We start from the raw sequence: 22,865 nt of genomic DNA on the forward strand, positions 1-22,865 counted from the left end.
TTATTTTTCCATACAAAAAAATGTTTCTTTTGATGAAAGTTTGAATACACCTTAATAATGGAGGGCTGCTTTTAAGAAAAAAGACAAAAAAAAGAAATGGAATCGTCCATTTCCCTACCTTTTAATTCATACCGAAAACCAGTGTGACGACAATAACGGCAGCTATGATTCCAATCAAGTCTGCCAAAAGGCCGACCTTAAGGGCATCACCCATTTTTTTGATTCCGACGGCTCCAAAATAAACGGTCAATACATAGAAGGTGGTATCTGTACTTCCCTGAATCGTGGCAGCCAAGCGGCCAACAAAGGAATCCGGTCCATAAACCGATATCAGGTCGCTGGTGATTCCTAAAGCTGCTGTTCCGGATATTGGTCTAATAATCGCAAGGGGTAAAACCTCAGACGGAAAATGAAGAAGGGAAAGCAAGGGATGCAGTGATTGTACAATGAAATCCAAGGCCCCTGATGCCCTAAATACTGAAATTGCCACAAGCATCCCCACCAGGAAAGGGATGAGGGAAAAGGACATGCTGATTCCTTCTTTCCCCCCCTCAACGAAGGTCTCATAGGTGGGAACTCTTTTCAATGTGCCATACAGTAATATACCGAGGATCAAAACCGGTATCATCCAAATTGAAATGGTAGTCATCCAGTGCAACATCCTATTCCCTCCCGCTCCTCTTTCTCCTGTAATAAAAATATCGATCTATCGCGATTCCCCCAACGGCAGAAATGGCCGTTGCTATTATGGTCGGAAATACGATGTCCGTCGGGGAGTGGGCATCGTAGTTCATGCGGATCGCAATGACAGTGGTTGGAATCAACGTTACGCTTGAGGTATTGATTGCTAAAAAAGTGACCATCGAGCGGCTGACCGTTGCTTTTCCTCCATTTAGTTTCTTAAGCTGTTCCATGGCTTTTATACCAAGAGGCGTAGCTGCATTCCCCAATCCGAATGTGTTTGCCATCATATTGGAAAGTATATACCCCATTGCGGGATGATTAGGAGGGACTTCAGGGAATAGCCATCTCATGAACGGCTTGAACAAGTTGGATAGTTTATCTAACAGCCCCGATTCCTCCGCTATTTTCATCAAACCCAGCCAAAAGACAAGTATGCTCATCAGTCCCAGGCAAAGGGTGACCGCTTCCTTTGCGCTGACAAATAGAGCTTCATTCACCTGATCCATCGTTCCATTAATCATGCCAAAGACTATACCGATCACGAACATCCCGACCCAAATGTAATTAACCATTGCGTCCGATTCCCAATACCGCTTCAAATACTTCAGCCCAAGAAGATTGGAATGATTGTTGCTTGAAGCTTTCTTTTGCTTCTCCATAAAAAATTGAGCGAGTGCCTATTTTCTTCCCATCAAGATAGATGGATGCTCTGCCGACCACTTCCGGGATTTTCCTTTTATCATCCCAAGCCTTCTGGGGCTTCAGCAATTTCATTTTCACTTTGACCAATTCTCTCTCTTCGTTTGTCAGTGGGTATGAAAAATCATTTTTAATGTAGACATGTCCTTTATATATTTTATTTTCCATGTTTTCCACCATGCCTGTGGGTAAAATTTCTGTTGGCTTGTAATCCTTAAAGGCGGATTCGTACATGTGAATATGATCATTCCAATCATCCGGACCATTCAATGTCACAGCAATCAGGTCATGCTCGTTTTTTGTTGCCGTCGTAACCAAGGTACGTTTTGCTAGTTTCGTATACCCTGTTTTCCCCCCTGTGCAATACTCATATAATTGTGTAAGTAGGCGATTTTTGTTCTTCCATACATAATCCCATTGTTCTGTGGAATTAGGTGCCCTGTGTTCCTTTGTGCCGGCAATCTTCGCATACGTTTCATTTTGCATGGCATAACGAGTGAGAATGGCCATATCATAGGCGGTTGAATAATGGTTCTTCGTATTATCCAAACCATGTGGATTTGAAAAATGGGTATTTTTCATCCCTATTTCTTCCGCCTTTTGATTCATCATCCAGACGAATCCATCCAGGCTTCCGCCAACCTTTTCGCTGATTGCCACTGCTGCATCATTACCTGAACGAAGCATCAAGCCATATACCAAATCTTCGAGCTTAATTTTTTCTCCTTCTTTTAAGTAAAGGGAAGATCCCTCCGTCCCGACGGCATTGCTGCTCACCTTCACTGTCTCATCCATTTGTCCCGATTCAATAGCCAAGATAGCCGTCATTATTTTCGTAATGCTTGCTATGCGATTCTTTTCATGAGCATTCACTTCATAAATGACCCTTCCGCTATCCTCATCCATTAAAATCGCGCTATGGGCACTTACGGATACATTTGCATTGACGCTTTGTACAGGTGCCATAAAAGACAACAGGAGAATGACGATACATAAACTCGATAACCCTTTATATAGAAAACGCATGAGTGCCCCCTCGTCTCTTTACTTGTTTTTGTACAAGTTTATGCAAAGGGACAAGGGTTATGAATAAAAGAATCTAAACCTTCCTGATATCCACTGATTTCAAGGGAGAATTCCCATAAAAAAAATCGATAGGGGCCCCTATCGATTTAGTGTTCTATTATACTAATAATGCAGCGATTTCATCAATTTTCTTAGCTCCGAATACGACTTCTTCATCATTGATGATCATGGCCGGCACGCTCATGACTTTATATTTCTTCTTGATTTCCTGGAAATTGCTTATATCGACCATTTCAGCTTCAACGTTAGGGTTTTCAATCGCTATGCGCTGTGCACCCACAACAACGTCTGGACAGTAGTGACATGCCAATGAAACCATGACCTTAATGTTCGCTTTTTTACTGATTCCCTTAATTGAATTCAATACGGCTGAATCCAATGCTTGACCAGGTCCAGCCAGGTTATAGATGGCCAAAATGAAAGAATTCAACTCATGGCCGCCTGGTACACCGTGGAATTTGACGCCACTGTATTCACCATTTGAATTTAAGAGGGAAACGACAGGGAACTTATCCGCATTGATTTTTTCTTCAATTTCCGCATTTTCCCCTTTGTTGTATACCTCAAGATGAAGCTTATCTCCTAATTCCGCAACATCCAACAAGAAGTCTCGCAATTCGACTGATTTTGGCAAACTTTCATCGACAATGGACACCAATGTAACGTCGCTCTCCATCTTGCCGAAGATTCCCTTTAATTGGCCACGTAACGCATCACTTAATAAAGCGCTTTTGCCTGCTGGGACAGCGGCCTGTTCTTTTTTCGCCGGTTTTTCAACTTCAGGTTCATCTTTGATTCCCAGGCGATCTTTTTCTTCCTCAATATATTTGCCGGCATCCGTTGCTGCAATCGCTCCATCAGATACAGCTGTGATAATCTGGCGCAAGGATTTTGGCCTTAGGTCACCCGCCGCATAGACACCATTCACATTAGTCTTCATATCATCATCGGTTAAAATGTATCCAGCATCATCCATTTCGATATGGCCCTTGAATATCTCTGTTTTCGGCTCGTAACCTATGAAAACGAATACGCCAAACGTATTGTCTTCTTCCTTCGCCTTATATTCAAATTCTTCTTTGGTAACGTTATTGATGAAACGTGCACTTTGAATCATCCCGTCTCCATGAACCCCTAGGATTTCCGTATTGAATTTCACTTCAATCTTATCATTTGCCATTACTTTATCAACAATGGACGGGGCACACGAGAAGCTTGATTCACGGGCGATGATTGTCACTTTTGTAGCAAAGCGTGTCAGGAATATTGCTTCTTCAGCGGCTGCATATCCTGCCCCGATAACGAAAACTTCCAACCCTTCAAAGAATTCACCATCACATGTTGAACAATAAGCTACACCGCGGCCAGTGAATTCCTCTTCACCTGGAAATCCTAGTGTTCTTGGAGAAGCACCCGTTGCAATGATGACGGCGCGTGCATGGTAATCCCCGCCAAGGGTTTTAACGACTTTCACCTCACCGGAGAAATCCACGCCCGTTACATCGGCTTTGGCGAACTCAACGCCAAAATCTTCGTTTTGAAGCTTCATTTCTTCAACTAACCTAGGGCCCGATATATGACGGATACCAGGATAATTGGCTATTTCCGACGTAGTTGCAGCTTGTCCGCCGCCAGTTCCTTTTTCTAGGATTATTGTTTTTAACTTAGCTCTTCCTGCATAAACACCGGCTGAGAGGCCTGCAGGACCGCCACCAATAATTAATAAATCATATATTTTTTTCATCTTTTGTGCTCCTTGCTGAATGATTATAACGTGCTAAACTGATTATTTTGAAAAACAAAAGGCACTTATTTTAGGTAAGTGCCTTTTGTCATTAGATCATGTCGGACGATTTGTCCAGTAATCGTAATCAATGCTGGGTATGTCCATTAATTGAAGAAATGGACCATCCCATAAAAATTAAAGTTTACCTACTAGGTCTAGGCTTGGTTCAAGAGTATCTTCACCTGGAGTCCATTTTGCAGGGCAAACTTTATCTCCATGTTCCGCTACGAATTGTGCAGCTTGAACTTTTCTTACAAGTTCTTCAGCATTACGGCCAATTCCTAAATCATTGACTTCGTATGCTTTAATTTGTCCTTCTGGATTTACGATGAAAGTTCCACGTAGAGCCAATCCATCTTCTTCAATCAATACACCGAATTGACGGGATAAAACGTTTGCTGGGTCAGCTAACATTGGATATTGGATTTTTCCGATTGTATCAGTAGCATCAGCCCATCCTTTGTGGCTGAAATGAGTATCTGTTGAAACTGAGTAAACTTCACAACCAATTTCCTTGAATGTTTCATAGTTATCTTGAAGATCGGCTAATTCAGTTGGACATACGAAAGAGAAGTCAGCTGGGTAGAAAAAGAATACTGCCCATTTCCCTTTAACATCTTCAAGTGTAACTTCTTTGAATTCTCCTGCATGGTAAGCTTGTACTTTAAAATCTTCAACTTGTTTATTGATCAATGACATAATAAATTCCTCCAATAGCTATTTTTTTATCTGCTCCTGTTTATAATAATTATTAAATAGAAACTAGTCAATAAATATACCTTAATAATTTTTAAGTTCACAAATTGGTCACAGTTTTTATATTAATATAAATTAATTATTTTTAAAATCCCATAGTACTTCAAATTAGCATTTTCAACACATTTCCAATATTATTTCTAAGATACAAATAAGACACATGCTCATTATTTCGTGAGATGATTTCCTCTCCTTTTCAATCTAATTATAATATCCAAATGAGAATCATAAGTCGCTTTCAAATAAAATTTTCAGATCTCCCTTCATATCTTTCCCATATTTCCCTTAAAAAATTCTTGTTTCAAAATTTCAATCTAAAAAAAACGAACCTTGACGGCCCGTTTAGTTGTAATTGGTTCTCCAAAGACATTTCTATATTTTATCAGTTATTGCTTTTTCCAAATAAGCTTTTTCGCTTCGGTGAACCTTACGGCTATTTTCGGCCAGTTTACAACGTCCCACCATTTGTCCACATAGCCTGCCCGATTATTTTTATATTGCAGGTAATAAGCATGTTCCCATACATCAAGAACAAGGATTGGGATCGTATCCCACTGGGTCAAAACCATGTGCAATTCCGATTGAAGTATTTCTAGCCGCCGCGCACGCGGAGACCAGACTAATATCGCCCAGCCAACACCTTCTACTTGTTTGGCAGCCTCACTAAAATGACTTTTAAAAGCTGCAAAGCTTCCAAAATCCTTCTCAATCTGTTTAAGTAAATCCCCCCTTGGCTGTCCGCCCCCTCCCGGAATCATCACTTCCCAGAACAGCGTATGGAGATAATGGCCTGATCCATGAAAGGCTGCTTCCTTTTCCCAATGTTTCAACAAGGAAAAATCATTCGTTTCTCTCGCTTTTTTCATCATCAATTCCGCTTTATTCAGACCATCGACATATGCTTGATGATGCTTATCATGGTGCAGATACATGATTTCCCTTGAGATCGTCGGTTCCAACGCTTCATAGGCATAAGGTAACGGCGGTAGCGTATGCTTCCCAATCGGCACTGATTGCCTTTCCTGTATATTGAATTCTCTAGCGAGTTCTTCAATTTCCTCGTAGACCCGAGCCATCTCTTCTTCAATCAGGACCATATCCTCATAATCCATTTCTTCCTCATCCATATTCTTAGCCAACCCGGAAAGCCGTTCAATATTTGACAGCAACGGCGAATCGGTGATATCGATCTTCTCAAGATATTCCATCACTCCATCAACCCAATCACTTACCTCTTTAGCATAATCTCTTACCTCAGACATCTTGCAACCTCCCCCTATTCCCATGCACATAAATCATCAAAGTATTTTATGTTTCGATTAAGCGGAGATTCCATTTATAGCTAAAAAAAACAGCAAGGCTTATTAAGCCTTGCTGTTTCATTATCTTGACTGTAACATTTTCGTCCGGTAATCCGTTTCATAAAACTCCAATTCTTCACGCATGGTCTGGAATCCACTTTCCACGGCCTTCAGAATGGATATTATGCTGTCAGGTACACTTTGGTGAAATTTAATCGAGTTTTTTCCTGTATAGGCAGATCTGCTGTCCTCAAACCACCGATCTGATTTTGGGGAAAAGTATTCTTCGATACATTGATGATAAACTCTATAAAGCGTCTTTTCAGCTGCAGCTTTATTGAAAACATCATTTTTCAGAACGATTTGGCAAGCCTCCAGGCCCTCTTCACAACTTACAAGCATTCTTCTTAAACTTGAAAGGATTCCTTTATAATAGGTTTCATCCCCGCTTTTTTCTTCTTGCAGCTTAGAATAGGTCGTCTCATTTATAAATTCTTCCAGTTGAGCCACTGTCGTTTCCAAAAAGCCCTTTACATCCTCAAGCTGAGATTTTACCAATGTATTCCCCAACCGTGAACCCTCCTCAAATTGATTAAGATTAAATATAATAGTCAACATGTGATTCTATATCATATGGTTTAGCTTGGTCAATAGATATAAACACTTTCTCCAATTTTTCAAAATCTATATTTTCGAAATAACCAGCCATGTCTTTTTCTGCATTTATATATATTCGTTTTCGGTTAACCAGGCTTGGGTCTTTGAGTAGACAGACCATGGCGATGATGTCAGCCATATAAATATCTCTGTTAGGGCTTTTGAATAGGGGATTGGCGGGATATGGGGTCCAAAGAGTGACCATCTCATCAAAATAGCGAAGATACAGTACATTCAGCGTCTTTTCTTCTCCATCCTTTATGTATTGTATAACGGATCGATTAAAGAAGTCCTCAGGTGAATTTGACTTTTCCTTTTCAAGCCCAAATCCATTGCATGCTACAATTCGCACCCGCAATCCCCCCGCATTCATTTTTTTCTATATTATCACAATTCAAAGAAAAATGTTATTCGATTGTTTGCTGAAATTTTTCAAAAAACAAATCGGCTTCACCACTTTCAAAGCTATCATCCGAATTATCGGCGAGAGGCGGTAATTCATCTATGGAATTCAGGCCGAAGTAATCCAAAAACTCTTTTGTTGTCCCATATAAATAAGCCCGGCCCGAGCCTTCAGCACGTCCAACCTCTTTAATTAAGACTTTGGTGACAAGTGTATGAATGGGGCGTTCCGTTTTCACTCCGCGTATTTCATCAATTTCAGCTCTAGTAATCGGCTGCTTATAAGCAATGATTGCGAGTGTTTCCAATGCCGCCTGGGATAAGCCTTGAGTGCTTGATGTTTCGACTAGTCTTTTCAAGTAATCCGAGTGCTCTTTTTTTGTCGTCATTTGATAAACGCCCGCTATTTCGATCACTTGAATCCCGCGTACATCCGATACATATTCTTCCTTTAAACTTTCAACGATGTCCGTTGCTTGATATTCCGTAATTTCCAGGACCGAGGCAATTTGTTTGACAGAGAGCCCTTCATCTCCGGCAGCAAACAATAATGCCTCAAGAATCCCTTTCCAATTAATAACTTCCAACTGGTTCTACACCTTCCTTAGCAGCAATCATGATTTCCGAAAAATTACCTTCCTGTTCAACGATGATTTCATTAAGTTTCATCAGTTCCAGCACCGCCATGAAAGTGATGACGATATGCTCCTTGACCGGGAGCGAAAACAGTTCAAAAAAACTTTTCTTCCCTTTAATGGACTGTAACTCAATCTTGATTTCATCCATTCGTTTCTCTATCGACATCTCTTGTTTCGTTACTTTCGTGTAAAGCGGCTTTTGAATTTTTTGCCTTCGCAGCAGTTTTTGCAGAGCACCCAACATATCATATAGACTTATATTCAACTCTTGTTTATCACTTTCCGCTTCTTTAACATAAACAGATAAATCACTTGGGGGTTTAGTGAACAGCAAGCTGCGTTCTTCTTCCATCCCTTTAAATTCTTCGGCTGCATATTTATACTTTTTATATTCTAATAGTTTTTCCACAAGCTCGTCCCGTGGATCTTCCTCAAATATTTCCCCATCTTCATCAATCAATTGTTCATCTTCATGCTTTGGAAGCAACATTTTACTCTTGATGGCAAGCAGTGTTGCAGCCATCACCAGATATTCGCTGGCCACATCCAATTCCAGATGCTGCATTGTATGGATGTACCCTAGGTATTGATCTGTAATATCAGCCATCGGAATATCGTAGATGTCTATTTCCAGGCGATTAATCAAATGCAGGAGTAAATCCATCGGACCTTCGAAAGCGTCAATTTTTATATTATAACCCATTAAATTACCTCATTTAAATCTAATTGGCCGGAAAAGGCCTATTTCTTTTACTAATCAAGTATAGTGGATTGCCGCCCTTTATCCAAATAATAATTTACTGTCCCTAGAAAAGTTTTTATTAGGGATTTCCGACAAATGGGTCGTTGCCCAATCACATTACGAAATCCAACATAACCTAGAAATGTAAGAATAGCAGAACAAAGGAGGTACTCATTATGGGTGCAGGTGGTTTTGGACACGGCGGCGGATTCGCGTTTATTGTAGTATTGTTCATTTTATTAGTTATCGTCGGTGCTTCTTGGTGTTAATGGAAGACTGACGAATCAAGCTGATTGCCTTGCAATCGGCTTTCTTTATTTTCCAAGAAAAAATTCTATGCTAAACTTGGTGAGTATACATAGCGGGTGTTAGGCTATAAGAAAATGTTTTTTGCCTTACCTTAGATAATTCCATCAAACAAAAGGGGTGCTCCTATTGACTTACGCGGAAGACTACCTTTCTTTCCTTGTCCATTTCCATGGGACTAGGGATTACTTCGAATGTCATGAAATTCTTGAAGAATATTGGAAAGAAACCGCACCAAAAGAGCGTGACTCTCATTGGGTCGGGCTCATTCAAATTGCGGTTGCCCTGTATCATGATCGCAGGGGAAACAAAAAAGGGGCTGCAAGGACCCTGTCTAAAGCCTTGGCAAATCTCCACCTAAAAAAGGCCGAGCTCCTGAAGTTGGGACTCGACCCAGAACGACTGTTCAAATTGCTCGAGGATACCCATGAGCGAATGTTATCACAAAAGCCATATAAAAGCATCAATCTGCCCATATCGGATCAAAGACTGATCGAAAAATGCCAGTCCATGTGTTTGCAAGAAGGATCCATATGGGGTGCGGATAGCGACATGGCCAATACATCGATAGTTGATAAGCACCTAATGCGTGACCGTTCGGATGTCATTTCAAAAAGGGCTCGACAGCTATCCCTTCGAAAAACAAGAATGGAGGACCGCCCTTAAAGGCGGTCCTCCATTCAAGCTTTCATATTCAGAAATCTTCACACCTGTCAAGAAAGCTTTCCGTAAACTCATTTGCTTTTAATTCTTTGTCAGGATATTGCTCCTTGATGGCCCTGACCATCGTTTTACCGATACCTTGCTTCCGGAAGGATGGATTTACAGATATATGTTGTATCTCAATGTGGGTTGGAGAGACTTCTATACCGATCAGGCCCGTAATCTCTTCATCTTTCCATAAGAACAGCTGTAGGTTTTCATCCGTTTCATAATTCTTCATCGTATTCCGAAGCGTTTTTATCTCTTTTTCATTTGGCATGAATGATAATAATCCCATGGCAAACTTCTCATAACTTTTCTTATACTTAATCAACATAATATCCCTCGTTACTAAATAACGTTTTTATTATCTTTCTGTTTCCAATTAATTTGTTTTTGAATAATAATCCTCACATATAACATTTACATCATACATAAAAATCCCGTTCGTTTCAACATCACTTTCAGCACTTGATTTATCAATGGGCTATGTGCTAAGCGATAAACAGCCAGTATACGATTCCCCACATCAAAGCGATAATAAGCATCATAAGTAAAAGAGTCTTATTACTTTTCCTCATCCCATACTCCCTTTATGAATGGTCCAAATATTTAAATAACGAATTCATTCTACTATAACTTAACACAATCTGACAAATATCCTTGCAATCTTGCTTCGATTTTACTACATTGGTAAAGTGATCTAGGTTCATAGAGTGCCATCTTAGGTATAAAAGACAAAGATACACCCAACTTCTTGTTAAAATGAACGTAGTTATTTTGGCTAATAAATTTTTTTCAGGAATATATGTATCTTTTTTAGCCTTTGTTTCGTCAAATACTATGAATCTGATTTAAAGTGCCGCCCTTTTATTGAAAGATTCCCAATTCAGCAGGAAAGTTAAGGAGGATTATCATGAAAAAAATGAATAAATGGGTCATTATAACCATTTTATTATGTCTATTATTGCCATATAAGGCTTTTGCAGATGCAGCTGTTGGTGAAATGATCGTCACACTTGGTGAAAATTTGACAAATGAACAAAAAAATATGATTTTATCAGAAATGAAAGCACCAAATGATGTTGAGGTTTTAACCGTTACAAATGCGGAGGAACATGAATACTTAGGAGACTATATCGCTAGCCGTCTAATCGGTACAAAAGCGATTTCATCCTCTGCGATCACTTTGGAGGAAAAAGGTACCGGTCTTAAACTGGAGTCGAAAAACATTAACTGGGTTTCCGATGAAATGTATATCAATGCACTGGCTACTGCAGGAGTAAAAGATGCTACCGTTTATGTCACCGCACCTATACCCGTTTCCGGTACAGCGGCTTTGACAGGAGTCATTAAAGCCTATGAAATCTCTGCCGACAAGAAGATTCCTGAAGATGTGAAACAGGCAGCGAATGAAGAAATGGTGAAAACAGCAAAATTGGGTGATGAAATCGGTACGGAAGAAGCCTCTGCACTTGTTACGAAAATCAAAGAGGAAATGGCTGCAAATCCACCAGCCAATACTGAAGAGGTCCGCGAGGTTGTCGAGTCTTCAGCAAAAGACCTTGGAATCGCCTTAAATGAAGATCAAGTACAAAGTTTAATTGATTTATTCAATAAGCTAAAAGAATTGAATATTGATTGGAACGCTGTCGGTGATCAGCTGACTGCAGCTAAAGATAAACTTTCCAATTTTCTTGAATCCGAAGAGGGTCAATCATTTCTGGATAAATTGAAAGAAGTGTTCAGTAGTTTAATAGACGCGATCAAATCACTTTTCAGCTGATTCAAATATAAAAAAGGATGGCCAATGCCATCCCTTTCAGACTGTAGGTAAACTCGATGAAAATCGAGTTGATCTGACCCAATAAAGTAAGACATATAATTTAAGCAGCTTCTAAGACCTGAGTTCGGTATTGTATCGGACTCAGGTCTTTTAATTTTACCTTCATTCGTTTGTGGTTATAGTAATGAATATAATCATCTAATTCCTTTTCAAAGTGCTCCATACTTTCAAACTCTTGGAGATAAAGCAATTCAGACTTTAACAAGCCAAAAAAGTTTTCCATGACTGCGTTATCTAAACAATTTCCCTTACGGGACATGCTTTGTATAATGCGGGAATCTTTTAAGGTTTTTTGATACTTCTTCATTTGGTAATGCCACCCTTGATCCGAATGGAGGATGACCGTATCTTCTGGTTTTAGGTGTTTAATCGCCTCATTTAACATATCTCCAACAAGTTTATAAACAGGCCGTTTCATCACTTTGTAGGCAATGATTTCACCATTACATAAATCAAGGATAGGGGATAAGTAACGTTTCTCCCCAAATAAATGAAATTCCGTTACGTCTGTTACCCATTTTTGATTCATTTTCTCAGCTTGAAAATCACGTTGTAAAATATGGGGGGCAATTCGACCAACATGCCCCTTATACGAACGATACTTCTTCATCCGGACTAAACATTTTACGCCCATTTCATTCATAAGGCGGTTGATGGTCTTTGGATTGTGAGAAAACCCATATTTTTTTAACTCTTTTGTGATACGACGATAACCGTAACGTCCTTTATGTTCATGATAGATAGACTGAATAGTGGCTTTTACCTTCGAATACTTATCTTCTCGATTCAAGCGTTTTTCCCAATAATAGTACGTGCTACGTGGAATATCAGCGACTTTAATTAAGGCCACAACCTCATAAATGGACTTTAGTTCATAAATTACTTGCGCTTTGATTTTGGTTGTAATTTTTCCTGCATTTGAACTAAAGTATTTAACTTTTTTAAATACGCATTCTCCATTTCCAGTTGTTTAATTCGTTCTTCAAGCTCTTTAACCGAACCTTCAATTTGTTTGGATGGATTGATATCTTTTTTCATGGATGGTCTCCCCTTTTTCTTAGAAATTAGGGCATCTAATCCATAGGCATTAACATTTATTCTCCACGTCCGAATTAGCGCTGGAGATGAAATATTAAACCTTGCGGCTGCGTCGTAAGAAGATATACCCGTTTCATTCATATAATTAAGTACATCCATTTTAAACTCCGTAGAATAACTTGTATAGGATTTCTTAAATCCATCGGCTCCTTGAATTTGGTATAAACGAACCCATCCTTGAATCATTTGATACGAAACTTCAAATATTTTCTGAAGATCCATATAGCTGTGCTTTCCTTCAAGGTAAAGTCGTACAATGAATATTTTCTGTTCGGCAGAAAAATTAGCCATAAAAAACACCCCATAAATGTTAGTTTGGTGTCTAACATTTACGGGGCAGTTCAAGTTTACCTACAGTTTTTTTAAACAGTACAATTTGACCGTTGAGTTCCACTACAGGCACTCGCTTTCCGCGGGCGGTCCGGGAGCCTCCTCGGCGGCGCTATTGCGCATGCGGGGTCTCCCTTTGACGCGCTTTTCCCGCAGGAGTCTCGTCCCTTCCGTTCTAATCAACTTTGATATAAAATTTAGATAGAAACAATTCCTGAGGTCTTGAAGGTATTTCTATTGGTTATTTGGTTCGGGAATATCATTTGAGCAAAGTTACGTTTTCCAAAGGCCCTTTATTTACAAACTGAAAGGATGGCTAATGCCATCCTTTTTTTCTATTCTTTATTGACGACTGCCGCTTCATGAAGGGCCAAGTCCAAATGAATAAGATCTTCGTAAGTTTCGCGTTTGATGACCAACCGGGCTTCTCCATTTTCGGCAAAGACGACAGCCGGTCTCGGAATGCGATTGTAATTATTCGACATGGAATATCCATATGCCCCTGTACAAAATACCGCCAAGACATCACCGCGGCCGGCTTTTGGCAATGGTAAATCCCAAATCAACATATCTCCGCTTTCACAGCATTTGCCGGCAATGGACACTGTCTCTTCCACAGGGTCAAGCGGCCGGTTTGCAAGAATGGCATCATATTTAGCTTCGTAAAGAGCGGGACGTATATTATCACTCATGCCCCCATCTACGGCAATATATTTACGGACATTAGGAACTTCCTTTTCAGAACCCACCTTGTACAGTGTCACACCTGCGTCTCCGACCAATGAACGGCCAGGTTCGATCCAGATTTCAGGCATCACTAAATCAGAATCAGCAATCAGGTTCTGCACTTCCCTCACGATCTCCTCAACATATTGAGACGCCGGTAGCGGGTCGTCCTCTTGTGTATACCGAATCCCGAATCCCCCTCCGAGATTCAATACCTGTGGTTGAAACCCTACCGAACCGTGCCAATCACTCAGCTTGCCGATAATTTTTTGGGCTGCCAGAAGGAAACCGGTCGTTTGAAAGATTTGGGAACCGATATGGCAATGCAATCCAAGAACTTCCAGAAACTCACTATGAAGCGCTTGTCGAAGGGCAGCTTCTGCCTGGCCGTTAATAAGATCAAAACCAAATTTCGAATCTTCTTGCCCTGTCAAAATATAATCATGCGTATGGGCTTCAATACCCGGTGTTACACGAAGAAGGATTTTCACCTTTTGTTCACGGTTTGTACAAATTTCTTCCAACAGTGTCAACTCTGAAAAATTATCGACTACTATACAGCCAATGTCATGATCCAAAGCCATATGTAGCTCTTCTTCACTTTTGTTATTTCCATGGAAGTGAATCCGTTCTGTTGGGAAATTTGCCTTAATTGCCGTATATAATTCCCCCGCTGAGACAACATCGAGAGAAAGTCCCTCTTGCTCAGCCAACTGGATCATGGCAATCGAAGAAAAGGCCTTACTTGCGTAAGCAACTTGTGCTGAAATCCCCAATTCCTCAAAAGTTCTCTTGAACCCCCTCGCCCGTTCGCGAATTAGTTCTACATCATAAACATATAATGGTGTACCAAATTGTTCGATCAATTCGATCGTGTCCACTCCGCCAATCTCCAGATGTCCACGTTCATTGACACCCCCGGTTCCGTACAAATGCATGATAGCCTCACCTTCCTGACTTAAAACTAAAGATTAATAAGAAATGAGGCAGCCTCAAATAAAGAAAACCCGTTCTAAAAGGTCCTCTATATGAACAAGCCTCATCCGAATCAATTATCCCATGTAAATATTGTTCTCTATGACTGCTTAGTAGTTCGAAGGGAAAGACAGATTGGTTTAAACTCCAAAGAGTCATAGTAGCATTATCTCTTTGTTAAGCCTAACTTTATCGCTTTATCCGAATAAAAATAAATTACCACAACTTTTCGACAACATCAACCTTTAGATTTTCTCGGCTGCCTATATAGATCCTGGGGATGTACAATGCTCGGACGTTCTATAGAACCTGGATAAGGTCTTCTAAATATTATATGTGACAAGGCCTTCGGCTGAAACGGGAGAAGCGGCCATAAATAAGGTGTATTTAACGTTTTTATACTAGTGAGCATGATCAAATAGAGTGTGATGCCTATGACTAAGCCAGGCACTTTAAATAAAGCGACCAACACTATCAGTACTAAACGGGTAATTTTATTTGCAACCCCCAATTCTAAACTCGGAGTCACAAATGTACCGATTGTCGCTACGGAAGCGTAGAGAACCACTTCAGGAACAAATAGGCCGACATCTATCGCTATTTGCCCTATCAAAACCGCCGCAACCAATCCCATTGCCGTGGAAAGCGGGGTCGGGGTATGAACGGCTGCCATCCTTAAAAATTCTATCCCTATATCGGAAATGAAGATTTGGAACACAATGGGTATATGCGTTTTTTCATTCGGCCCGATATACTCGAACTTTTCCGGCAGGAGGGAAGGATCTAAACAAAACAATAACCAAATCGGCAGCAAGAATAACGAAACGAAAATCCCGAGAAACCGGACCCAGCGCACCAAGGTCCCAACGGCAGGTGCCTGCCGATACTCCTCAGCGTGTTGCATGTGATGAAAAAGGGTGGACGGGGTAATGATGACACTCGGTGAAGTATCCACATAAATAAGGACATGGCCCTCAAGTAAATGCGTTGCCGCCACATCAGCCCGTTCCGTATATCTGACAAGCGGGTATGGGTTATACCTTTGCTTTACGATGAATTCTTCGATCGTTTTATCAGACATCGTTATGCCATCAACCTCAATATTATTCAATTCCTTACGAACGATTTCTATTAAATCGGGATCGGCAATATCTTTAATGTAGCCGATGGAAATATCCGATTTCGATCGTTCCCCTACATGCAGCATTTCGAAACGTAATCTTTCATCCCGGATTCTTCGTCTGGTTATCGCTGTGTTAATGATGATATTCTCGACAAAACCATCCCTTGATCCACGGACGACTTTTTCCGTATCGGGTTCTACTGGCTGTCTCCCAGGATAACTCCTGACATCCACGACCAGCCCTATTGGTTTACCATCAACAACAACGACGATTAAACCGGATAATACCTGATCAACAAGCTCATCCATCGTCTTTATTTCCTGAACGGATTGGTGTACGAGCAAGTCTTTGACTACATCAAAAACTTTAGTAGACACGATATCGGCATTTTTGTTATGAATGAGAGAATCGAGGATATCAATGATGTACTCCGTATCCGTCAGCCCGTTTATATAGTAAATATGTACATCTTTTCTTAATACCTTTATCTTTCTTACCCCTAAGTCAAAGCTGACGCCTAGACCTACTTTCTCTTCCATGTATGCGTCAACTTCCGCTACCCTACTCGGAATCGGCATCATGTTTTGAGGTTTTTCTGAAGTCATCATGACCACTCCTTTCCAATATGATTTCCACCGCTAGCTTCGTTATCGGTGCTCCTCTTTTAAAATCGTCCTGATGGGACATCTTTCCGATATCCCCTATCCCAACTACTATGGGAACATGTAATTGATCGATGCAATACACCGTATCTCCTGTTATCTTGCCCAGTTCAAATTCCTCGGCGCCGTATTTATCAACCCCGTTCGGTGTCAAGTTACCGTCACGGTCAATACAGATATCCACCTTGGTCCATTCTTCCCTTCTAGTCTTTGAAGCGACCGCTATCACGCCAAGGACATCAATATCAGGGTGTCCGGCAACTACCTTCATTGCCTGTTCGCCTGATCCTTCTCCTATATAACCGCTATCATCAAACATGACCAATACAGGATCATACTTCGCCTTTTTTATTAATTCAACTAACTCCATGCCCGTATATCGTGATGGATTACCTTGGGACATGGAGATACATCTTCCCCCTATTTCCTTGGCTACATGCTCGACAGCCCGTTTCGCATACTCATCTCCATCCGTAATCAATATCACTTTTCGTTTGGTCACCATCTTGGGCCTACCTTTCATCATCAGGAATAGTTACCTCTTACACTTATAAGTCGACAAAATAAATCCATTGGAATAATGATCCGGCTATTTTCCCCAATACGAGTGCCATTAACAGATAAATGATCTTCTCTTGAATTCCGATTCGTTTTGAAAGAACTGGAAATACATTCAGGACTTCAGTTAAGGCAGCCGCAAGCATCCCATTAAATATCCCGTCAGCCAAACCGATCGGAATTAAAAGAAAATGCGGAAGGGAAAGTTCCGTTTCCTGTAATCCTAACCATGTTCCTGCGACAACTCCGGCAATGATGGCTCCTTCGTAGTAATGTATCATTTTCATTGTTTTTGTCAGCTGAGTCAGTCTTGGAATCACCCCAAGTACAGTTAAAAACGCTACAAAACCGGCACCTGTCGCAAAACCCCCGGCTAAACCGACAAAGATTCCGAAGATGATTTTACCGGTCATCAAGGTGGCGCACGTTTTCCTTATTTTCATTCATGATTACATAACGGTCCAAATCCTGCTGATAGTTGAACATTTCAACCTCGAGCGGACTAGGTTCCTCATTGAAGCGTTTTTTAAAGAAATGATTAAAAAATAGAATCATGCCCATACCAAGGCCGAAGCTATATGGGATTTGGATCAATAACGGCTTATCTTCCACTTTTCCCGTTATTATAGTAAAGATTTTTTGATGCACTTCCCCCATGCTGACATCCACATGAAAATTCATGATCGTCATCCCGCCGCCGACAAATAACAAAAACCAAACTAAGGCGAATGTCAGGTATGACATTTTCTTTTTCGAGAGGATGATTTCGATGATCGTTTGGGAAGGGCCGAATGTTTCCACTTCAATAGTCGGATCCACCTTGCGGATGGCCATGATAACTTGAGCTAAATCAATGACAATAATATTCTTATCTTCCTTCTTGACCGTTAATAATATGATTTCTTCAATTTTGGTAATCACTTCTTCAGGCCCGATTATCCTTGCAATATCTTTTATCCTCACCGTTTGATTTCCCTTTGCTTGTACACGGTTCCTCATCCTGATATATACAACTGCCATTATCATCACATCCCGACCTTTTATTTCCTTATGCTAGTAGTATGGATTGGAAGCAGTTTGAAAATGCAGGAAGTGAACCATGTCCAAATATTACTAATTTGAAACCAAAAAAAGACACGCTGCAATGACAGCATGTCTTTTTGGTTTACATTCATCTATTAATGAGTGGGGAAGAAAATAAGCTGAACCAAAAATATCAATCCAAAAATATAAATGAGCGGATGTACCGATTTTCCTTTTCCGCTGAATACCTTCATTAGGGGATATGTGATGAACCCAATTGCAATCCCTGTAGATATACTTGAAGTAAGCGGCATCGTTAAAATGATCGCAAATGCCGGAAATGCCTCATCAAAAATTTTCCAATTGACTTTAGCCAGCCCTTCCATCATGAAACATCCCACGATGATCAAAACGGGAGCTGTGATTGCTTGAACGGAAGAAATTGCCGATATCAATGGAGAAAAGAAAATCGATGCAGCAAACAAGATTGCCACGACAGTAGCTGTTAATCCCGTACGTCCGCCTGCGGCCACTCCCGTGCTCGATTCCACATAGGCAGTCGATGGGCTTGTACCAAACATCGAGCCGACTGTAGTCGCAATCGCATCACCTAAAAAGGCTTTCTTGGCACGAGGGATTTTCCCATCCTTCGTTAGTCCTGCCTGTTCTGTCACGCCAATCAAGGTACCTGTCGTATCGAAGATCGTCACAAGTAAAAAGGCGAAAACAATTGAATATAAAGAATTCGTGAAGACCCCAGCAATATCGATATCGAAAAATACCGGTGTTGGAGGTACAGATAAGACCCCATCGAAGTTGAGCAAACCGATAAAGTAGCCAATGATTGCCGTAACGATCATGCCAATGAAAATGGCCCCTTTTATATTACGGGCCATAAAAATCAAGGTAATGAATAAACCTGCTAATGCTAAAACGGTTCCAGGCTGATGCAAATCGCCAAGCGTCACCATCGTTGATTCATTTGGCACTACGATTCCAGCATTTTTCAATCCGATAAACGCAATGAATAAACCAATTCCGGATGTGATGCCGTATTTTAATGAGTTGGGAATCGCATCAATTATCATTTTACGCAAGCTAGTCACGCTAATTAATAGAAATAGCAAACCAGCAATGAAAACCGTACCGAATACGGTCTGGTATGAAAGGCCCTGTGCTCCCACCACGCTTGCAAAATAAGCATTCAAGCCCATCCCTGGTGCTATCGCAATCGGGTATTTTGCAACAAGCCCCATGATTAGGGTACCAATCACCGCTGATATGACCGTTGCCATGAAAACTTGTTCAAATGGAATTCCGATTGAAGACAATAAAGCCGGATTCACAATGAGGATATAAACCATAGTTAAAAATGTCGTAACACCCGCCATGACTTCTGTACGGACATCCGTCCCATTTTCTTTCAGGGAGAAAAACTTTTCCATAAACATATTTAGACCTCCAGATCTAAAGGAATCACCGACAACCGTTTGCACGAAAAGACAAGGTGTCCTAATATTGTACTGCATCGACGTTTTTCCTGATCATTATTCATTGAAAGAAAGATAAAAAAAACGAATGAGAAACGCGACCTTTACTATAATATTCGTTTTTATTCCTAAATTCAACTAAAAATTCGAGCCCATCCCTAGTTTCATCTTAAATCACTTTTACTTTTTCCTAAAATCAGTATTTATTTTCAGCTCAATAAAAAAAAACCACATGAATCACTGATTCATGTGGTTTTTCATTTGCTGAAGAATCTTCTTTTCCAGCCTTGATACCTGAACTTGGGAAATACCAAGCCTTGCCGCCACTTCCGATTGCGTCTGATCTTTATAATACCTCAGGAAAACAATCAGCCTTTCACGTTCATTCAATTCATGTATGGCTTCTTTCAAAGCGATTTGATCGAACCAGGATGTTTCATTATGGTCGGCAATCTGGTCAAGAAGAGTAATCGGATCTCCATCATTTTCGTAAACCGTTTCATGGATCGATGAAGGGCTCCTGCTAGCTTCTTGGGCCATGATGATTTCCTCTGGCGACAGCTCTAGATGTTCCGCCAATTCATTGACAGTCGGAACGCGGCCATACGTTTTTGAAAGTTCCTCTTTGGCCCTGCGAATTTTATTCGCCATTTCCTTTAATGACCGGCTTACTTTAACCGTTCCGTCATCACGGATAAAACGTTGGATTTCACCAATGATCATAGGCACAGCATACGTTGAGAATTTCACTTCAAACGATAAGTCAAATTTATCCACGGACTTCAACAGACCTATACAGCCTATTTGATAAAGGTCATCCGGTTCGTAACCTCGATTGAGGAATCTTTGCACTACTGACCATACAAGCCTCAGATTGCTATTGACAATCAGATTCCTTGCATCTTGGTCACCGCTCTGGCTGCGTTGGATTAAATTCCGCAATTCCTCATCTTTTAAATGGGGCTGGCCTTTCTTGCTCTTCTCGTTTTTAACCTCCACATCCATATGCAAGTCTCCCTTAATTGCACAAAGCTCTGCTTGTAGTTAAGTGCTTTTTTAATCGAATGATCGTGCCTTCGCCCTTATGGGAAATTATATTGATTTCATCCATGAAGTTTTCCATGATGGTGAATCCCATACCGGAACGTTCAAGTTCGGGTTTTGTCGTAAATAACGGCTGTTTAGCCTCCTCGACGTCTTCAATGCCCAGTCCTTCATCCCGGATGGTCAATTCCACAGTATCGCCTTCGATGACCACTGAAATGTAGACCCAACCTTCCGGGTCACTCTCATACCCATGGATGATCGAATTCGTAACGGCTTCTGACACGACAGTCTTGATCTCTGTCAATTCATCCATCGTCGGGTCCAATTGGGCAATGAATGCCGCAACAGTTACCCTGGCAAAAGATTCATTTTGGCTAAGTGCAGAAAATTTCGTTTCCATTTTATTTTTCATATTAGGCAACCCCCAGTCTTTGCAAAGCGTTTTTTTCGGATAGTTCCATTTTAACAATTTTAAACAACCCTGACATCTCAAATAACCGCTTTACTGCTGGAGAAATTGCACAGACCACCATTTCACCTTGCTTTTTGTTTACCTGCTTATAACGGCCCAAAATAACTCCGAGCCCTGAACTGTCCATAAAATCCAATTCTTCCATGTTAAGGATGATATGCTTGATATTATGCTTTTGAATGGCTGCCTCTGCCTGATTTTTCAATTTTTCTGCTGTATGATGATCTAAATCACCTTTGAGACGAATGCACAATACGCGATTTTTCGCCTCCATATTAATCGTAAGACTCATTATATACAGCCTCCTTCACTGTCTTATAAAGAGTCAAATTCTCTTTTTCACCTGCCGATTCCTCCTTACTAGCAAAACTAGTGGAGTTTCGCCTAAATTAGTACGATTAACAGGCAATGCGACAATTTATTCTATTTCGCCTGGGTAAACATGCCGAAAGCCCGTTTATACAATTGCCACCAGCTGGCATTATCAACAGTTTCCTTCGCAACAATCGGAGATTCGACATATACCTTACCGTTTTTCTTCAATTCAAGCGTACCAATTTCATCACCTTTTTTAATCGGGGCATCCAAATCTTTATCAAGCGTGATTTTTTTTGTAAAGTCCTTTGCCGTTCCGTTTTTGGCTGTCAAAACTGAAATAGGTTCACTTGTGACGCCCACCACGGTTTTCTTTTGTCCTTTACTTACCTTGGCTTCACCTAACACCTCACCGCGTTTATAAATAGGGTATGTGATGTATTGTGAAAATGCATAATCTAACATCTTGGTGACCTGAGCGTTTCGTTCCTTTGGAGAAACGGCTCCGAAAACGACGGCAATGACACGCATATTCCCTTTTTTAGCAGTCGCTGTCAAACAATATTTCGCTTCATTTGTGAATCCTGTTTTCAGTCCATCGACCCCAGGATAAAATTTCACTAACCTATTTGTGTTGACAAGCCAAAATTTCTTTTCGGTATTTTCACGGAGATAATCTTCATATGTACCCGTGAACCTTGTAATCGTATCGTATTTCAATAATTCCTTCGCCATGATCGACATATCATGTGCCGAACTGTAATGATCTTTAACAGGAAGTCCCGTTGCGTTTTGGAACTTTGTATTTTTCAACCCGAGGTCTTTCGCCTTTTTGTTCATTTCCCTGACAAACTCTTCTTCCGATCCAGCTAGACGTTCAGCCATCGCCACCGATGCATCATTCGCCGAACCAATCGAGATGCCTTTAAGCATTTGTTCCGTGGTCATTTCTTCACCTGGCTCGAGGAAGATCTGGGAACCGCCCATCGACGCTGCGTACTCACTAGTCCTGATTTTCTCCTTCATGCTGAGTTCGCCTTTATCGATCGCTTCCATGATCAGCAGCATCGTCATGATTTTCGTCATGCTTGCCGGTGAAAGGCGATCGTCTGCATTTTTATCATAGAGAACAGTACCTGTATCCCGTTCAATCAAAATAGCGGATTTAGCATTTGCCGCCAATTCGACTCCTTTTTCTTCAGCTGCTTTTGTATGCGGGATGTTAAAACCCAATGCTACCAAAACGGTTAAAAATACAGAAAGAATCCGCTTCATCTCCATACCCTCCAATCTTTATATTTTTTATTTTTTCCATTAAACCCATTTTTATACAAATAAAGATGAATTTTGAACATATACTGGATATAGGGTAACAAAGTGAACCAAATTAAAAGAGGATGCGCATGGGCATCCTCTTTTAAGAATTCAATGGGATAAACG

General features: G+C 40.7%; 25 protein-coding genes. 3 read left to right on the forward strand and 22 right to left on the reverse strand.

The genetic code is table 11. From position 1 onward, the window contains the following. Positions 1 to 121: 121 nt before the first annotated feature. From MKX49_RS14515 to MKX49_RS14560, 10 genes are all read right to left on the reverse strand, one after another. Positions 122 to 649 carry a spore maturation protein gene (locus tag MKX49_RS14515; protein ID WP_375543381.1) on the reverse strand — a complete coding sequence of 176 codons (528 nt, stop codon included), beginning with the start codon at positions 647 to 649 and terminating at the stop codon, positions 122 to 124. Positions 650 to 662: 13 nt separating this feature from the next. Continuing rightward, the gene (locus MKX49_RS14520; RefSeq protein WP_048680124.1) at positions 663 to 1,256 is read right to left on the reverse strand and encodes a nucleoside recognition domain-containing protein; all 594 of its coding nucleotides are present in this window, start codon (positions 1,254 to 1,256) and stop codon (positions 663 to 665) included. Then, on the reverse strand, positions 1,249 to 2,409 hold the full coding sequence (locus MKX49_RS14525) for a D-alanyl-D-alanine carboxypeptidase family protein (protein ID WP_340876867.1): 1,161 nt from the start codon (positions 2,407 to 2,409) through the stop codon (positions 1,249 to 1,251). The genes MKX49_RS14520 and MKX49_RS14525 overlap by 8 nt, the downstream gene beginning before the upstream one ends. A gap of 157 nt (positions 2,410 to 2,566) precedes the next feature. Continuing rightward, the gene (locus MKX49_RS14530) at positions 2,567 to 4,213 is read right to left on the reverse strand and encodes an FAD-dependent oxidoreductase (protein WP_289350393.1); all 1,647 of its coding nucleotides are present in this window, start codon (positions 4,211 to 4,213) and stop codon (positions 2,567 to 2,569) included. A 177-nt stretch (positions 4,214 to 4,390) separates the two neighbouring features. Next, positions 4,391 to 4,954, reverse strand: coding sequence for an alkyl hydroperoxide reductase subunit C (gene ahpC, locus MKX49_RS14535; protein ID WP_034308115.1), 564 nt, complete (start codon positions 4,952 to 4,954; stop codon positions 4,391 to 4,393). Between the two features lie 443 nt (positions 4,955 to 5,397). After that, positions 5,398 to 6,273: a superoxide dismutase gene (locus MKX49_RS14540; RefSeq protein ID WP_048680134.1), complete on the reverse strand. Its 876-nt coding sequence runs from the start codon at positions 6,271 to 6,273 to the stop codon at positions 5,398 to 5,400. A gap of 120 nt (positions 6,274 to 6,393) precedes the next feature. Next, on the reverse strand, positions 6,394 to 6,882 hold the full coding sequence (locus tag MKX49_RS14545) for a YpuI family protein (RefSeq protein WP_034308117.1): 489 nt from the start codon (positions 6,880 to 6,882) through the stop codon (positions 6,394 to 6,396). A gap of 28 nt (positions 6,883 to 6,910) precedes the next feature. Beyond that, positions 6,911 to 7,321, reverse strand: coding sequence for a hypothetical protein (locus tag MKX49_RS14550; protein ID WP_340876868.1), 411 nt, complete (start codon positions 7,319 to 7,321; stop codon positions 6,911 to 6,913). 55 nt (positions 7,322 to 7,376) lie between these two features. Continuing rightward, a complete protein-coding gene (gene scpB / locus MKX49_RS14555) occupies positions 7,377 to 7,958 on the reverse strand; it encodes an SMC-Scp complex subunit ScpB (RefSeq protein ID WP_034308120.1) in 582 nt (193 codons plus the stop codon). Next, positions 7,945 to 8,712 (reverse strand): segregation/condensation protein A, encoded by a 768-nt coding sequence (locus tag MKX49_RS14560; RefSeq protein WP_340876870.1) that lies wholly within the window; start codon positions 8,710 to 8,712, stop codon positions 7,945 to 7,947. The genes scpB and MKX49_RS14560 overlap by 14 nt, the downstream gene beginning before the upstream one ends. 215 nt (positions 8,713 to 8,927) lie before the next feature. Between MKX49_RS14560 and MKX49_RS14565 the strand changes: the two genes are divergently transcribed. Beyond that, positions 8,928 to 9,020 (forward strand): YjcZ family sporulation protein, encoded by a 93-nt coding sequence (locus MKX49_RS14565; protein ID WP_081108854.1) that lies wholly within the window; start codon positions 8,928 to 8,930, stop codon positions 9,018 to 9,020. Positions 9,021 to 9,186: 166 nt separating this feature from the next. After that, the gene (locus tag MKX49_RS14570) at positions 9,187 to 9,723 is read left to right on the forward strand and encodes a DUF309 domain-containing protein (RefSeq protein ID WP_340876871.1); all 537 of its coding nucleotides are present in this window, start codon (positions 9,187 to 9,189) and stop codon (positions 9,721 to 9,723) included. A gap of 28 nt (positions 9,724 to 9,751) precedes the next feature. Here MKX49_RS14570 and MKX49_RS14575 read toward each other — a convergent pair whose 3' ends face one another. Then, on the reverse strand, positions 9,752 to 10,096 hold the full coding sequence (locus MKX49_RS14575) for a GNAT family N-acetyltransferase (RefSeq protein WP_034308124.1): 345 nt from the start codon (positions 10,094 to 10,096) through the stop codon (positions 9,752 to 9,754). Between the two features lie 579 nt (positions 10,097 to 10,675). On the opposite strand from MKX49_RS14575, the gene MKX49_RS14580 reads away from it, so the two are divergent. Next, positions 10,676 to 11,545, forward strand: coding sequence for a DUF1002 domain-containing protein (locus MKX49_RS14580; RefSeq protein ID WP_226990415.1), 870 nt, complete (start codon positions 10,676 to 10,678; stop codon positions 11,543 to 11,545). A 100-nt stretch (positions 11,546 to 11,645) separates the two neighbouring features. Here MKX49_RS14580 and MKX49_RS14585 read toward each other — a convergent pair. From MKX49_RS14585 to MKX49_RS14635, 11 genes are all read right to left on the reverse strand, one after another. Then, a protein-coding gene (locus MKX49_RS14585) for an IS3 family transposase (RefSeq protein ID WP_340876872.1) occupies positions 11,646 to 12,994 on the reverse strand; the annotation gives its coding sequence in 2 pieces (ribosomal slippage) (positions 11,646 to 12,535 and positions 12,535 to 12,994; 1,350 coding nt in all). 374 nt (positions 12,995 to 13,368) lie between these two features. Then, entirely contained in the window at positions 13,369 to 14,697 is a 1,329-nt protein-coding gene (gene lysA / locus MKX49_RS14590; RefSeq protein WP_063594058.1) for a diaminopimelate decarboxylase, read from the reverse strand. Between the two features lie 275 nt (positions 14,698 to 14,972). Next, the gene (locus tag MKX49_RS14595; protein ID WP_445670167.1) at positions 14,973 to 16,439 is read right to left on the reverse strand and encodes a spore germination protein; all 1,467 of its coding nucleotides are present in this window, start codon (positions 16,437 to 16,439) and stop codon (positions 14,973 to 14,975) included. After that, a complete protein-coding gene (locus tag MKX49_RS14600) occupies positions 16,420 to 17,025 on the reverse strand; it encodes a stage V sporulation protein AE (protein WP_340876874.1) in 606 nt (201 codons plus the stop codon). The genes MKX49_RS14595 and MKX49_RS14600 overlap by 20 nt, the downstream gene beginning before the upstream one ends. Before the next feature lie 43 nt (positions 17,026 to 17,068). Then, positions 17,069 to 17,491, reverse strand: a complete 423-nt coding sequence (locus MKX49_RS14605) for a stage V sporulation protein AB (RefSeq protein ID WP_034308131.1) — start codon at positions 17,489 to 17,491, stop codon at positions 17,069 to 17,071. Beyond that, the gene (locus tag MKX49_RS14610; protein WP_034308133.1) at positions 17,481 to 18,098 is read right to left on the reverse strand and encodes a stage V sporulation protein AA; all 618 of its coding nucleotides are present in this window, start codon (positions 18,096 to 18,098) and stop codon (positions 17,481 to 17,483) included. Before MKX49_RS14610 ends, MKX49_RS14605 begins: the two co-directional genes overlap by 11 nt. Positions 18,099 to 18,256: 158 nt before the next feature. Further along, positions 18,257 to 19,546: an NCS2 family permease gene (locus tag MKX49_RS14615; protein WP_048680228.1), complete on the reverse strand. Its 1,290-nt coding sequence runs from the start codon at positions 19,544 to 19,546 to the stop codon at positions 18,257 to 18,259. A 282-nt stretch (positions 19,547 to 19,828) separates the two neighbouring features. After that, positions 19,829 to 20,596, reverse strand: coding sequence for an RNA polymerase sporulation sigma factor SigF (sigF, locus tag MKX49_RS14620; RefSeq protein WP_034308137.1), 768 nt, complete (start codon positions 20,594 to 20,596; stop codon positions 19,829 to 19,831). A 13-nt stretch (positions 20,597 to 20,609) separates the two neighbouring features. Then, complete coding sequence (gene spoIIAB, locus MKX49_RS14625) at positions 20,610 to 21,050, reverse strand: anti-sigma F factor (RefSeq protein ID WP_034308139.1); 441 nt, start codon at positions 21,048 to 21,050, stop codon at positions 20,610 to 20,612. Position 21,051: 1 nt separating this feature from the next. Continuing rightward, positions 21,052 to 21,402 carry an anti-sigma F factor antagonist gene (gene spoIIAA / locus MKX49_RS14630; RefSeq protein ID WP_034308142.1) on the reverse strand — a complete coding sequence of 117 codons (351 nt, stop codon included), beginning with the start codon at positions 21,400 to 21,402 and terminating at the stop codon, positions 21,052 to 21,054. Between the two features lie 131 nt (positions 21,403 to 21,533). Continuing rightward, the gene (locus tag MKX49_RS14635) at positions 21,534 to 22,700 is read right to left on the reverse strand and encodes a D-alanyl-D-alanine carboxypeptidase family protein (protein WP_034308145.1); all 1,167 of its coding nucleotides are present in this window, start codon (positions 22,698 to 22,700) and stop codon (positions 21,534 to 21,536) included. Positions 22,701 to 22,865: the final 165 nt, after the last annotated feature.

Origin of the sequence: Peribacillus sp. FSL M8-0224, assembly GCF_038003055.1 — a bacterium.
In the GTDB taxonomy this organism is placed as follows: Bacteria; Bacillota; Bacilli; order Bacillales; family DSM-1321; genus Peribacillus; species Peribacillus frigoritolerans.

What these genes read in the sequence shown, in the direction of transcription:
- MKX49_RS14515 (WP_375543381.1), bottom strand. Translation starts at nt 649, where the DNA reads ATGACTACCATTTCAATTTGGATGATACCGGTTTTGATCCTCGGTATA.
- MKX49_RS14520 (WP_048680124.1), bottom strand. Translation starts at nt 1,256, where the DNA reads ATGGTTAATTACATTTGGGTCGGGATGTTCGTGATCGGTATAGTCTTT.
- MKX49_RS14525 (WP_340876867.1), bottom strand. Translation starts at nt 2,409, where the DNA reads ATGCGTTTTCTATATAAAGGGTTATCGAGTTTATGTATCGTCATTCTC.
- MKX49_RS14530 (WP_289350393.1), bottom strand. Translation starts at nt 4,213, where the DNA reads ATGAAAAAAATATATGATTTATTAATTATTGGTGGCGGTCCTGCAGGC.
- ahpC (WP_034308115.1), bottom strand. Translation starts at nt 4,954, where the DNA reads ATGTCATTGATCAATAAACAAGTTGAAGATTTTAAAGTACAAGCTTAC.
- MKX49_RS14540 (WP_048680134.1), bottom strand. Translation starts at nt 6,273, where the DNA reads ATGTCTGAGGTAAGAGATTATGCTAAAGAGGTAAGTGATTGGGTTGAT.
- MKX49_RS14560 (WP_340876870.1), bottom strand. Translation starts at nt 8,712, where the DNA reads ATGGGTTATAATATAAAAATTGACGCTTTCGAAGGTCCGATGGATTTA.
- MKX49_RS14565 (WP_081108854.1), top strand. Translation starts at nt 8,928, where the DNA reads ATGGGTGCAGGTGGTTTTGGACACGGCGGCGGATTCGCGTTTATTGTA.
- MKX49_RS14575 (WP_034308124.1), bottom strand. Translation starts at nt 10,096, where the DNA reads ATGTTGATTAAGTATAAGAAAAGTTATGAGAAGTTTGCCATGGGATTA.
- MKX49_RS14580 (WP_226990415.1), top strand. Translation starts at nt 10,676, where the DNA reads ATGAAAAAAATGAATAAATGGGTCATTATAACCATTTTATTATGTCTA.
- lysA (WP_063594058.1), bottom strand. Translation starts at nt 14,697, where the DNA reads ATGCATTTGTACGGAACCGGGGGTGTCAATGAACGTGGACATCTGGAG.
- MKX49_RS14595 (WP_445670167.1), bottom strand. Translation starts at nt 16,439, where the DNA reads ATGATGCCGATTCCGAGTAGGGTAGCGGAAGTTGACGCATACATGGAA.
- MKX49_RS14600 (WP_340876874.1), bottom strand. Translation starts at nt 17,025, where the DNA reads ATGGTGACCAAACGAAAAGTGATATTGATTACGGATGGAGATGAGTAT.
- MKX49_RS14605 (WP_034308131.1), bottom strand. Translation starts at nt 17,491, where the DNA reads ATGACCGGTAAAATCATCTTCGGAATCTTTGTCGGTTTAGCCGGGGGT.
- MKX49_RS14610 (WP_034308133.1), bottom strand. Translation starts at nt 18,098, where the DNA reads ATGGCAGTTGTATATATCAGGATGAGGAACCGTGTACAAGCAAAGGGA.
- MKX49_RS14615 (WP_048680228.1), bottom strand. Translation starts at nt 19,546, where the DNA reads ATGGAAAAGTTTTTCTCCCTGAAAGAAAATGGGACGGATGTCCGTACA.
- sigF (WP_034308137.1), bottom strand. Translation starts at nt 20,596, where the DNA reads ATGGATGTGGAGGTTAAAAACGAGAAGAGCAAGAAAGGCCAGCCCCAT.
- spoIIAB (WP_034308139.1), bottom strand. Translation starts at nt 21,050, where the DNA reads ATGAAAAATAAAATGGAAACGAAATTTTCTGCACTTAGCCAAAATGAA.
- spoIIAA (WP_034308142.1), bottom strand. Translation starts at nt 21,402, where the DNA reads ATGAGTCTTACGATTAATATGGAGGCGAAAAATCGCGTATTGTGCATT.
- MKX49_RS14635 (WP_034308145.1), bottom strand. Translation starts at nt 22,700, where the DNA reads ATGAAGCGGATTCTTTCTGTATTTTTAACCGTTTTGGTAGCATTGGGT.